Source organism: Candidatus Wallbacteria bacterium, from assembly GCA_028687545.1.
GTDB lineage: Bacteria > Muiribacteriota > JAQTZZ01 > JAQTZZ01 > JAQTZZ01 > JAQTZZ01.
This window is the reverse complement of sequence record JAQTZZ010000005.1, coordinates 141,187-153,014: the sequence shown is the minus strand read 5'-3', so window position 1 is coordinate 153,014 and position 11,828 is coordinate 141,187. Positions and strand designations below refer to the sequence as shown.

Genomic DNA, 11,828 nt, shown 5'->3' with positions numbered 1-11,828 from the left:
GCTGGAAAATGGAGCAGACCTGGTGGTCTCCGACCTTTCCGAGATCAGTGTAGGGTCCCTTGACAGCTGGTTCAGCCGTGAATCAAGCCCGATCCATTAGTGGACTGTAACTTTAAATTGTAAAGCATGAATCTTCAAGATACATTATTCGCATCTATCCTTGCAGACAAGAGGAAGTTTGTCTTCTTTCTGGATTATGACGGCACTCTGTCTCCTATCGAAACAAAACCTCCGGCCATGATTCAACCGCTGATGAAGCAGGTTCTTGAAGTAATAATGAAGGATTTCCAGGTGATCATACTCAGCGGCAGATCCCAGGAAGACCTCAGAAACCTGATCGGAATCGAGAATCTGTTTTACGCAGGGAATTACGGGATAGAATTATCAGGCCCGCAAGGTTTTTCCAGGGTGAATCAGGCAGCTGAAAAAATCATTCCCTGGACTTCAGGCATGCTTTTCTCCCTCAGGCAGAAACTGGGAAATATTCCAGATCTGGTGATTGAAGACAGAATTTACGACATAGTGCTGCATTACGGATCTGTCGCAGACGAAGCAGTAAGGAATAAAATCGTGGAAGTGATGCATGCAGCTTCGAATCATCTGCTGCTCTTTGGCAGCACCTCAGGCGAAATCCTGCCAGAGGAATGGGACAAGGGGAAAGCTGTTACCTGGTTGATGGATATTTTCGGATTTTCAGAGGAGACTAATGCCTGTATTTTCATAGGAGATGGCCTGGCTGACGAACCGGCTTTTGAGGCTGTAGCAGGGATTGGCTATGGGATACTTGTGGCTGAGAACGACAGGCCTACTAAAGCCGGATATCGGCTTTCCAGTCCGGATGAGGTCAGATGTTTTCTGGATCAATTCAAACTTTATTTCTGCAAGATGCCTTCCAGAGATTTACCTACCAAATCTATCACTTCAGGACCATTCTGATATAGATACTGGGACTCCCTGCCAACCGACTGCCTTACTTTCTTCCACAGGTTCGTTGCTTCTTCACCCTTTTTTGTTTCCAGGGATGTCTGCCCGTCAGGGGAGATATAGATCAGATTCACGCTGTCATTCTGTTCCAGCTGGACAATCATGAGGGAGCCGTCATCCTCCCTGCTGTATACATAGGCCTTGGAATTCAGGACTTCCTCCTTGATCAACTCCAGGAGCTTATTGATGATCACCTTCGGATTGCGGTTGAATCTGGCGAGCTCCCTGGTGTAATCATAATGCTGTTCCAGATTCAGTTTGAAATCACGCAGGTTTCCGCTGTCCTGCATAAAAGACTTGGTCTTGAGAAAGGATGTGCTTACCCCCAGGTTGAGATTGATGCCCAGGCTCACGTTAAGGGAAAGATTCGGGTTGAATTCTGACAGCCTGAGTTCAGTCCATAAACTGTAAGGAACTTTTTTCCCGGAAATCTTTTTCATCGCGTTCTGCACCATTCCGAACATACCCTTTACCTTAGTGTTGACAGTGTCGCCGTTCTGGAGATTCGCCTGATGCAGCAAGCTCTCGGAAAAAGACAGGGCTTCTCCGAAAAATTCCCTGCAGAGCTTGAGATCCAGCAGGAATACGTATGTCTGCTTCACTGCCAGGACATTCATCAGCTCAGCATAATCTCCTTCCGCAGCCCCTGTTTTTTTTGCTTCTTCAATCAAGGCTTTGATGAAGGGATGATTGAGATTGTCATGCAGCTTGAATCCAGGGGTGATTATAAGGCTCGCTCCTTTGGCTTTCATGTTCGCATCGAACCGAAAAACCAGACTAAGATCCAATGACCCGGATTCGTCTGGCTGGAAAGAGGGAGTGAAGCTTATCTGTCCCAGCAATGCAGAAAGTTTCAAGACTGAAAACTCCCCGCTCAGGCCGCCAGTCAGGGACACCCAGTATTTGTCCTGCGACGCGCCTGTCATGTCGTTGAGCATGGTTTTGCCGTTCATGATTCCCCCTGCGATTCCCATGTTCATGGTGCCGGAAATATTGAGGGCTGAACCGCTGACACCTGCTATGCTTGGGCTGTTGCTGTCGTCTGTAAGCCCGAGCTGTCCATTGATCCCCCCACTGAGGTTCAATGAACCTCCCAGGGAAACTGACGTAGCAGTCAGGTAATTTTTAAGGTCAACGTCTGTAAGCTTGGCGATGATGGAACTGATCACCGGCTTCACCAGCCCGGCTCCAGTCCAGTCCAGCATCTTATCCGCGATCAGGACACCTTCGGCCTTGAGGTCATCAGTATACGGCTTGCTGAAAACATAGGTCTGTCCGATGCCGGCTTTGACATTAAGCGCTCCGCTGACAGTGGCAGAGGCTCCGGCACTGATGTTCTGGTCAAAGGCTTCGATCTTGAAAGGCTCGAGCTTTGGTCCGAGACTCGCGGACAGTGAGATTGCCCCGGACGGGGAAACTGAAGAAACCACCGTGTCGGCGGAACTGTTTTCAGGGTCGCTCGTGACATAGCAAATGGACACCGAATATGCAGGCTGGAAAGCGATGTTGACGTCTGCGAGCAGCACGGATCCTCCGGTACCGACCGTGCCTCCAACAGTCGCGACATAGTTGCAGCAATAAACACTGGCCAGCAGTCTGGATGTCAGTATCAGGAGCATTAAAACAATGAATTTCATGTTAACCCCGCAGTCCAATTTGTTCTTATCAATAAATATAGACGGGAATAGTCTTCTTTCGAGCAAATATACTGTAAATGAATTGTTACAGAATAGTCCCGGCTATATTCATAATCCAATTTTACCTGACAAGAGAAAAAAAAGAAGCATCATTCTGATTCATTTTGCTTCATCCTGCTTCAATGGATTTTTTCAGGACTTTTGATATAATATTTCCATCTTGTACTAAAGACTTGCCAGGGGAAACGTGAAAAGTTTACTCTGCTTTTTTTCAAGCGTTCTGATGTTAATTTTGCTTGTTGACGGATGCGGGAAACAGACAGAATCCACTGTCGGTTCTGCAATAAAAACAGTCCCCATTGGCACTGCAGAGTCACAGACCGCTAAACCCGACTCCTCCCCTTCCTATGGCGACACTCTGGTCATGCATCTGGCCTGCAGCCCGCAGACCCTGAATCCGATCCTCTGCGCTGACGGAGATTCGCTCACTGTCATCAGCCTGCTGTTCAACGGACTGGTTAAATATGACGACAATCTGAAACTGACAGGCGATCTGGCTGAAACCTGGGAAGTTTCTACAGACGAACTGAGCGTCACTTTCCACCTTAGGAAAGGTGTGAAATGGCAAGACGGCGAACCGTTCGACGCAGACGACGTGAAATTCAATTATGAAAAACTGATGGATCCTGCTGTCCAGACAATTTCAAGGGATGCTTTCTCCTTCGTTTCCACTCTGGAAATTCCGGATAAATTTACTGTTAAAGTGATCAACAGGGAGAAAAACTCCTCTCTGGTCAGCGCCTGGGGTCAGGGCCTGGTCCCCAGGCATCTGTATGAAAAAGATGACTTCAACAATTCGAATTACAATAGATTCCCGGTCGGCACAGGCCCGTTCAAACTGACAGACTGGAAACCCGATGAACAGATCATTCTTCAGGCTAATGACGACTATTTTCTGGGCCGTCCTTTCCTGAACCGAATCAAATTCAAGCTTCTTTCTACCGCGATCCCGGCTTTCAGCATGCTGCTCAAGGGAGAAATTGATCTGATGACCATCACCCTTGATCAATATGAGACTCATTACAAGGAAAAAGAGTTCAACGACAAATTCAGCATTTACCTCAATCCCTCCCCTTTCAGGTTTGTCTGCATCAGTTATAATCTTTTGCGACCTTATTTTTCAGACAAGAAAGTCAGAAAAGCTGTGACCATGTGCATTGACAGAGAGAAAATCATCAGGGAAGTAAGGCATGGTCATGGTGTTACAGTTTCCGGACCATTCGCTCCAGGATTCTGGGCCAATGACGACAGCATCAGACCGCTGCCGTTCTCCACGGTTGAGGCTGCGGTTCTCTTGAAAGAGGCTGGCTGGACTGATAGTGACGGAGACGGGATCCTGGAAAAGGACGGGGTTAAATTTCAATTCACGATCCAGACCATCAACCCCAACACAGCAATGAAATACCTGATGGAAATCGTACAGAACGGACTCGCCCAGGCAGGGATCAAAATGACCCCTGAATACCCTGATTATGCCACCCTGATGACCAGGCTCCAGAATCAGGAGCTGGACGCGCTGCTGCTGGGCTGGCAATGGCCGGCAGACCCTGATCCTTACATGAACTGGCATTCCTCGCAGATTCCAGACCCCAAGAAAGGGAAAGCAGGGTCAAATTATTTCTGTTTTAAAGATGATGAAGCTGACCGGATCATGGATCAGCTGCGGAAAACGCTTGATTTCGAAACCAGGAAAAATCTTCTGCACCGATTCCATGCAATACTGCACGAGGAGCAGCCCTGCACCTTCCTCTATCCTTATGAAAACGTCGAAGCGATCTCCAAGAGGTTCCAGGGGATCGTTCAATCGCCCTGGGGACTTCTTTCAAATTCGGAACGTTTCTATGTGCCGATGGGACTGCAGAAATATCAGTAATCTATTCCCTTTTCCAGTGAAAGGTAATGCCAGATATCCATGTCTTCAGGAATATCCTGGCCGTGAGTACCTTTGCCTGTCAGAGGGTCGGAATGGGCTCCGTGATCCGGGGCGAACAGGATCGCCCGGTTGCATAGCTTCCAGTGCTGATTTGCAGCCCGGGCAAGACGCAGAAAGGATGCAGTGTGATTCTTCACCGCCTGAATTGACTGTTCTGAAACCGGCGTTGTGGCATGCAGCGAGTCATCGAATTCCTGGTTGTAGGCAAGTATAAAATCATGATGATTGCGCTCGATCAGGTAGAGCGCCCGCTCGATCACCTGGCTGTCAGATTCCTCGGAAAAATAATCCAGTTCCCGCTCCCTGAAGATCAGGTCAATGCTGCTGTTTTTCACTGCCACGATCGCCACCCTCTTCCCTGCTCTGATCAGAGCATCGAACAAAGTATCGCATTTCAGGACCGGTTTGTGATAAACGGACAATCCATGCTCTTCGGGTGAAGTGCCTGTGAACATCGTGGCGAAACAGACTGGGGTCACGGGGGGGAAAGCTGCTCTTAGCGGAAGTTCGATCGGTGCAGCAGCTTTTATTTCTTTGAAAACAGCCGGACAGTATCCGAAAAGAAATGAACCGACTGCGTCTGGGGCATAGATCAGACAGCGTTCAATACAGAGTGTGCACTCGTTTTCAAGAGCCAGTACTTCGCCTGGAATATAATCAGACGATTGTTCAGGCAGTCTGATCCCGAAAAGGTGGCAGATCAGCGGAGTGATCACCCTGATGTCAGGCTTGAAATCACTCCAAGCCTTCACATTCCCACTCCATCAGAAATCTCTCCAGGAAAACTTTCATGAAGCGATGCCGTTCAGCCGCAATTTTCCGGCCAGTGTCTGTATTCATCCTGTCCTTGAGCAGCAGCAGTTTTTCGTGAAAATGATTGATTGAGGTTCCCCTGCTTTTTTTGTACTGCTCAAAATTTTCATGAAAGACCGGCTTCAGTTCAGGATCATAGATCAGGGAGCCCATGTATCCTCCGTAAGCGAATGTCCTGGCGATCCCGATTGCGCCAAGGGCATCCAGCCGGTCGGCATCCTGGACAATCCTGCCCTCAAGAGACTTGATTTTGTTTTCTACACCCGCTCCTCTGAAGGAAATGTTTTTAAGAATATCTATTACTGATTCAATTACTTCAGGGGTCACTTTATTTTTAATCAGCCAGTGCTTTGAAAGTTCAACTCCCAGAGAATCATCTCCCTCATGGAATTTCCAGTCAGCAATATCGTGGAGAAGCGATGCCAGCTCTATTATGAATCTGTCGGGGTTGTCCTCTTCACCGGCTATTTTCAGCGCAAGTGTGGCTACTCTTACCGAATGATGAAAATCATGACCTGTAGGATCAGGGAGCAGTCTTTTCCTGACGAATTCCCTGGTCTTTCGGATTATCGAACTCTGGAAATCTATTTTATTTTCTACAGACATAAACAAATGCTGGCGGAAAATTTCTCCAGACCACCCTGCTCCTTTCCACGGTATTGAACTTCTCACAAAGCATTTCTCTGAATCTTGTACCTGCAGGCATCAGATGAAACGGCAGATAGGAAAAAGTCACGAATCTTCCGGCAGGTTTCAAAGCAGCGACAGTGGCATTAAGAAGCTGCTCCTGGAGCTTACGTCCAAAAGCTGTCCAGGGGAGGCCGGATACAATGCAGTCGCACTCTTTCAAGCCGTGTTTTTCCAGATAATTCGACACATGCGCCGCTGAGTCGCAGTATACACAGCAGTCAGGGCAGCGCTCCCGGGTTTTCTGGTAAAAATAGGGGTTGATTTCCAGTGCGAAAAACAATGCTCCAGGATTGATTTTTCTCTGAATGCACTCCGTAAAAACTCCAGTGCCTGTGCCAAATTCCACCACAGTCCCGGCGCTTTCGAGTTCGGCCGAACTTGTCACCAGGTCGGCCAGCTCCCGCGAAGATGGGGAAACCGCTCCGGTGTCCCTGCAGTTTTTCAGGAATTGCTTGAAAAATGCCCACATATCGGAATTCTATCGCACCCTTTATAAAATATCCAGGTATTACTTTTTAGGTTCAGTCACTACCAGTTCCGGATAATACTGCTTCCATTCCGAGGTGCCGCCCTTGTAGTCCATTACATTGGTATAGCCGAGCTTTACAAGATTCCTGAATGCGACAGTGCTTGAGCCGCAGATATATCCCATGCAGTAGACAATTATCTTGGCGTCTTTTTTCGGCAGGATTGTCGCTGCCAGTGTTTCTATGCTGTCAAGGGGCAGATTGACAGCTCCCTTGATATGCTCGATCTGGAACTGTTCAGGAGCGAGCACGTCCAAGACGGTCAGCTCATTGGTATCGATTCTGGATTTGAGATATTCCTTGAGTATGAATTTCACGCCATCCTTCTCGTACACGAAATTCTTGAGATGGGGATAGGCATCTTCCTTCAGCGTTTTAACGCAGCCTTCGCAGCAGACATTGATGATGCGTCCGTCGGACACAACATTGAGCCCGGGCTTCACTTTGTTTCCAAGCATCACTGGGCAAAGCTCATTGTCGATCGGCATGTCCTTGCTGACTGTCTTGGCAGCTCCGATTGTTCCAACAGCCAGATCGGCTTTGATTGTATTTTCATTCGTCTCAGCAGCCATAGCAGTATTCTCCACCGTATCGGCAAACAAAGGGATCAGTGAAAACGTAAAGAGAGCAAGCAGAATAATCATTGTTCCTTTCACATGCACCTCCTGGAATTAAAATTCAGATAAGATAGATATTGCCACAATGCCCTTAAAAAATCAAGAGAACAATCTCATCGCTTCTGCAGCTTCACGCATCCAACAGGACAGGCAGCTGCGCATAACCCGCAGCCGTAGCATTCTTCGAAATCAACCGCCAGTTTTCCGTCCTTGATTTTCCGCGCCCCGAAGTAGCAGAATTCTACGCAAATCCCACAGTCTGTACAGCTACCCTGATCAGTTTCCTGGATCAGGCTGCCCTTGTCGCAGGGTTCTTCCCTGTTCAAGAAATATCCGCAGCAGTCGGCACAGCAGAAGCAGATGCCTTCGACCACCTCCTTGTGCTTAGGATCGCGGAATGGTCTGGCTACGAGATGTTTCAGAGCGGCATGCTGCATCAGTTCGTCCACTTCAGCCTTGCTGAGCACCCGGCGCCCGTCCTTGCCCGAGCCTTTGGAATCAGATGAAAAGATCAGGCAGACATCCATGCGGGACTGACTGCATTTCCCCTTGCCTTTCCTGCAGCCGCAGACCATCACTTCAAAGCATTTCTGTTTGGAAATCAGTGCAGCTGCTTCTTCCATTGCAGCAACATAATGCATGTTGAATTTTTCAGACATTTTCCCTCCAGATTGATTGGTTTAATTCTACATCAACCTTTATTAATCTTAACCTCCGCTGGGATGAACGGCCATTCATCCCAATAATTAAAATAATGTTATCAGCATCACCCCGGCCAGCATCAGGGCTGAGCCGAACAGTCTTTCCTTCAACCCGCCTTCCTTGAAGATCAGGCTCCCTGCCAGCACCACCAGCACTATGCTGGTGCGTTTGATGGAGATCACATAAGCCGCCAGTGTCATTGAAACCGCGGTCATCTGGCAGATCAGCATCAAGCTGTGGCTGATACCAGCCAGGGCCAGACTGCCAAAATTCTTCCCGGTTCTGCCGAAACAACCGTGACAATGCAAAATCGGGAGCATGCTCAGGATTACAAACAGGCAGGAACTGAAAGACCAAAAAAAAGGAGAAGAATTAAGAATGCCCATTTTGTCGAAATTGGCGGAAATACTCCAGATGAAGGCTACTATTGCCATATAGCGGGCTCCCCTGTTGTATAGCAAAGCCTTGAAAGGAGCCATAAATCCGGTTTTTCCTTTCTCCAGCTGCAGAAAATAAGAACCTGCGGTGATAAAAAATATTCCCAGAACTCCTCTTTGGCCTGGAAATTCGCCCAGGATCAGCGGCGAAGTCAGCAGCATGAAGACAGGAGTAAAAGCAACCAGAGGCACACAGATCGAGATGTCGGTACTGTGCATGGCCTTCATATAGAGGATTGTGGCTGCAGTGTTCGCAATTCCGCTCACCAGCAGTGCCGGGAAAAATGCGGGACAGATCACTGGGATGCCGGAGAAGCAAAGGGCAAGAGAAAGCAGCGGGAGCGCGAACAGCCAGGTTGTGAAGGAAACCAGGTATTCATCTGCTGAATCCAGGCCAATTCTACTGAAAACATCCTTTCCAGCAGAAAAAACCGCAGTGGCAGCAGCGAATAAAATCCAGTTTCCAGGCATTAAAACATTGTCTAGTTAGGCTGATCCATTCTGCATGGATTTTCCTTCACTTGCTTTTATTCAATTCCTTTTCGATTTCAGCGATTACACCTTCCCTTGGTGCATCATAGCCCCAATCCCTGCGCCTGCCATTGATGAACAATGCCCGCTCAGTTCCATATTTCAGGTATGTCTCAGGATCACCTGCGCAGTATTCCTTGAACACCACCCTGGGAACGAATTCCGCGCAGACCCCGCGCACAGTGAAAAGCTCGCAGATTGAAGTCATGCACAAAGGATTCCAGATGAGGTCCACAGTCACTTTTTCCGGGACTGGAGTGTATGTATAGGTGATTTCCCGGAACTCCGGATGAGACACAGGCTCGAATTCCTTCAGAAGCAGCACCCGTTCATCCTGCCTGGCCACTTCCTGATAGCCAAGTTTCCGGAAAAAAGCTGCCGGCATGTAAGGGTATTCCATTTCCCAGCCTGTCACGCAGATCCCCATGTATTGCTTCCTGGCTTCTGATTCCAGCGCCTGCATCAACTGCCTTCCCAGACCTGTGCTTTTTTTTCCTGAATTCTTTTCCGGATCATCTGCCACTAAGCAGGTGACAGCCAGCAGGTCTCTGCCTTTGACTCCCCAGGCACCCCGATCAATCGGCAATGCCCGGGAAAAGCCCACAGGTACGCCCTCATCGTTCAAGGCCACCTTGATCACCATGCCCTGAGCGATCTTTTTTCTGAGCCAGTTTTTCTTGATTTCAGCGACCTCCTCAGGTCTCTTCCATTTTTCCCCTGTATAACCACAGCGGGCCACATAATCCAGATGCTGCACATCCATGTCAATGATTTTCATCTCATACCCCCGGCACTTTCTATTACCCATGAACTTTCTGCCCAATCAACCCCGGATAAGGAACAATCTTTTGAATGGAGCTTCTATAGTCTAAAGCGCCGGGACTTAAAACTCAACTTCAACTTTCAATCAGCGAGTCTCTACTGTCGGTTTTTCAATCTCAGACTCATTTTCCTCGCTTTGCCCGGGATTGCTTCCAGAGCCCCGCCGCTTGATGCTCAGATCCCCGCTCATGGAATGGAACTCCTCTTCGCCGGTTAAATCATCGATTTCAGCGTCTCCGCTCATGGTCTGGAAAACATGCCTTTTCCCGATCAGGCTCTGACAGGAGAAATCGCCTGAAACAGAGTGAAATTGCGTTCTTTCAGATTCCATCTCGTCGAATCGCAGGTCTCCGGAAACAGTCTCAAAATCAGAGGACTTACATTTCAGGTTTTTCCCGTTGATCTCTCCGGATACGGTTTTAACCGCCAGCTTGTCAGTCTCAATGTCTTCAAGAGACAGGTCACCGGAAGTAGTGGAAAGGCGGATTTCAGTGCCTTTAAAAGTCAGGCCGTCGAGATTCCCGGATACTGTTTCAGCTGATAGCTGCTCCACTGAAACCGGCAGCTGGAAATCCACATCACCCGATACTGAGTGGAGACTGATGCTTCTGAATTTTTTTTCAGGCAGCCCGATCTCCAGCACGCCTTTGTAACTTCCGATATTTCTGATGAAATTCCCATATTTTTCCGGCTGTCTGATCGAAATTTCCAGCTTCCCACCTGTCTCAGATATCTCGAGCTGCGGGTGATTGTCTTTGCGTGGACCTACTGTTTCAATTTTGAAGGCAACCTGGATTTCGCCGCTTGATGGATAGAAAGTCAAATCTTCAGAAACGCAATTGATGTCGATGCTTTCCACGGTTTCTGCACCGAACAGGCGCCTGTCTTCGAAGTCAGCCCTGGTTTGTGCGTTCCTTTGTTCTCTGTTCGAGGATTCTCTGCCGGCCGCCTTGGCTGAATTTCTGCCGGCTGCCAGAGAAGTGAAAGCAGCTCCTGCCACCCAGGAAAAAATCGTGACGATCACAAGTATAATTACTGTTTTTTTCATATTCCCTCCTGTTATTTTCTGATTATGTCAAGGTTTATCTGGAGATAATCCACTGTCAGTTTGTAAATCAGCCTGGTGATGTACCACATGAAAAGCAGCAGCAGAAGGCCGGTGGTAATAGTACCCAAAGAGACGAAAAATCCGCTCAGGAAGCCCATGATTCCTTCCGGAGGAAACCAGATCGGCCCTGACACCCAGTTGATGGTTGTGAAATGGCTGCCACCAAAAAACAGGAAAAGCATCAGAGTAACTCCAACCACAGGGAAAGCTGCGGAAACCGCCCAGGAGCCAATCAGCAATCCCATCACTGTCAGATAAAAAGGCAGCACTATGAACAGATTGAGCACTCCCAAGCCGGTCAAAGCCAGAATCCCCCTGCAGATCTGATAGAGTGAATAGTTTTCCCTGGCTTCCCTGAGAATCACATTTGCCTGATACTGCCTTCCGATATCAGAAGGATCACCCAGGTTTTCAGCTACCTCTTCTTCGCTTTTGCCTTCAGCCAGGCCGTGCCTGAAATGCTCCTCATAATCATAGAGTATTTCCTTTATTTCGCTCTCAGGCAATCCGCAAAGCTTGCCTGACAGTTTTTTTATAAAATCATCCTTTTTCATTTGTTGCCTCCTTCGATGATTGTGTCGACCTGCTTGATGAATTCCTTCCATTCTCCGATCAGATTTTTAGTGTGTTCATGACCTTTTGGAGTGAGACGGTAGTATTTGCGGGGAGGACCTTCACCGGATTCAGACAGGTAATTTTCAAAATAATTCTCCCGTTTGAGCCTGTTCAACAGCGGATAAATAGTGCCAATGGCGATTTCGATTCTCTTGGAAATCTCCTGCACCAGCTCATAGCCATAGCAGTCCTGCGAAGCCAGCAGGGACAGCACACACATTTCCAGCACTCCTTTTTTGAATTGAATGTTCATTCCTACCTCCAGAACTATTCTCAAAATTTATTCATTCTGAGATTATAATAACGCACGGTATTGTTTATTGCAAGATATTTTTTATTAAACTGTATGTGG

Annotated in this window: 13 protein-coding genes; 2 read left to right on the top strand and 11 right to left on the bottom strand. The window is 48.1% G+C overall.

Annotated features, from left to right (window positions below; all coding sequences use genetic code 11):
* The first annotated feature begins 126 nt into the window (after positions 1-126).
* The gene (gene otsB / locus PHW04_04010) at positions 127-936 is read left to right on the top strand and encodes a trehalose-phosphatase (protein ID MDD2715045.1); all 810 of its coding nucleotides are present in this window, start codon (positions 127-129) and stop codon (positions 934-936) included.
* Here the strand turns inward: otsB and PHW04_04005 are convergent.
* Entirely contained in the window at positions 873-2,621 is a 1,749-nt protein-coding gene (locus tag PHW04_04005; protein MDD2715044.1) for a hypothetical protein, read from the bottom strand. The genes otsB and PHW04_04005 overlap by 64 nt on opposite strands.
* Positions 2,622-2,868: 247 nt before the next feature.
* Here PHW04_04005 and PHW04_04000 point away from each other — a divergent pair, with 247 nt between their 5' ends.
* Complete coding sequence (locus PHW04_04000) at positions 2,869-4,554, top strand: peptide-binding protein (protein MDD2715043.1); 1,686 nt, start codon at positions 2,869-2,871, stop codon at positions 4,552-4,554.
* Here the strand turns inward: PHW04_04000 and PHW04_03995 are convergent.
* From PHW04_03995 to PHW04_03950, 10 genes are all read right to left on the bottom strand, one after another.
* On the bottom strand, positions 4,548-5,366 hold the full coding sequence (locus tag PHW04_03995; GenBank protein ID MDD2715042.1) for an alkaline phosphatase family protein: 819 nt from the start codon (positions 5,364-5,366) through the stop codon (positions 4,548-4,550). The two genes, PHW04_04000 and PHW04_03995, sit on opposite strands and share 7 nt — an antisense overlap.
* On the bottom strand, positions 5,350-6,033 hold the full coding sequence (locus PHW04_03990) for an HD domain-containing protein (protein ID MDD2715041.1): 684 nt from the start codon (positions 6,031-6,033) through the stop codon (positions 5,350-5,352). Before PHW04_03990 ends, PHW04_03995 begins: the two co-directional genes overlap by 17 nt.
* The gene (locus PHW04_03985) at positions 6,017-6,586 is read right to left on the bottom strand and encodes a ribosomal RNA adenine dimethylase domain-containing protein (protein MDD2715040.1); all 570 of its coding nucleotides are present in this window, start codon (positions 6,584-6,586) and stop codon (positions 6,017-6,019) included. Before PHW04_03985 ends, PHW04_03990 begins: the two co-directional genes overlap by 17 nt.
* A 39-nt stretch (positions 6,587-6,625) precedes the next feature.
* The gene (locus tag PHW04_03980) at positions 6,626-7,300 is read right to left on the bottom strand and encodes a rhodanese-like domain-containing protein (protein MDD2715039.1); all 675 of its coding nucleotides are present in this window, start codon (positions 7,298-7,300) and stop codon (positions 6,626-6,628) included.
* A 74-nt stretch (positions 7,301-7,374) separates the two neighbouring features.
* Positions 7,375-7,920 carry a 4Fe-4S binding protein gene (locus tag PHW04_03975; GenBank protein MDD2715038.1) on the bottom strand — a complete coding sequence of 182 codons (546 nt, stop codon included), beginning with the start codon at positions 7,918-7,920 and terminating at the stop codon, positions 7,375-7,377.
* Positions 7,921-8,007: 87 nt separating this feature from the next.
* Positions 8,008-8,871, bottom strand: a complete 864-nt coding sequence (locus PHW04_03970) for an EamA family transporter (protein MDD2715037.1) — start codon at positions 8,869-8,871, stop codon at positions 8,008-8,010.
* A 46-nt stretch (positions 8,872-8,917) separates the two neighbouring features.
* Complete coding sequence (locus tag PHW04_03965; protein ID MDD2715036.1) at positions 8,918-9,709, bottom strand: hypothetical protein; 792 nt, start codon at positions 9,707-9,709, stop codon at positions 8,918-8,920.
* A 129-nt stretch (positions 9,710-9,838) separates the two neighbouring features.
* Positions 9,839-10,801, bottom strand: a complete 963-nt coding sequence (locus tag PHW04_03960; protein ID MDD2715035.1) for a DUF4097 family beta strand repeat-containing protein — start codon at positions 10,799-10,801, stop codon at positions 9,839-9,841.
* Positions 10,802-10,812: 11 nt separating this feature from the next.
* A complete protein-coding gene (locus PHW04_03955) occupies positions 10,813-11,415 on the bottom strand; it encodes a DUF1700 domain-containing protein (GenBank protein ID MDD2715034.1) in 603 nt (200 codons plus the stop codon).
* Positions 11,412-11,729 (bottom strand): PadR family transcriptional regulator, encoded by a 318-nt coding sequence (locus PHW04_03950; GenBank protein ID MDD2715033.1) that lies wholly within the window; start codon positions 11,727-11,729, stop codon positions 11,412-11,414. The genes PHW04_03955 and PHW04_03950 overlap by 4 nt, the downstream gene beginning before the upstream one ends.
* Between the last annotated feature and the right edge of the window lie 99 nt (positions 11,730-11,828).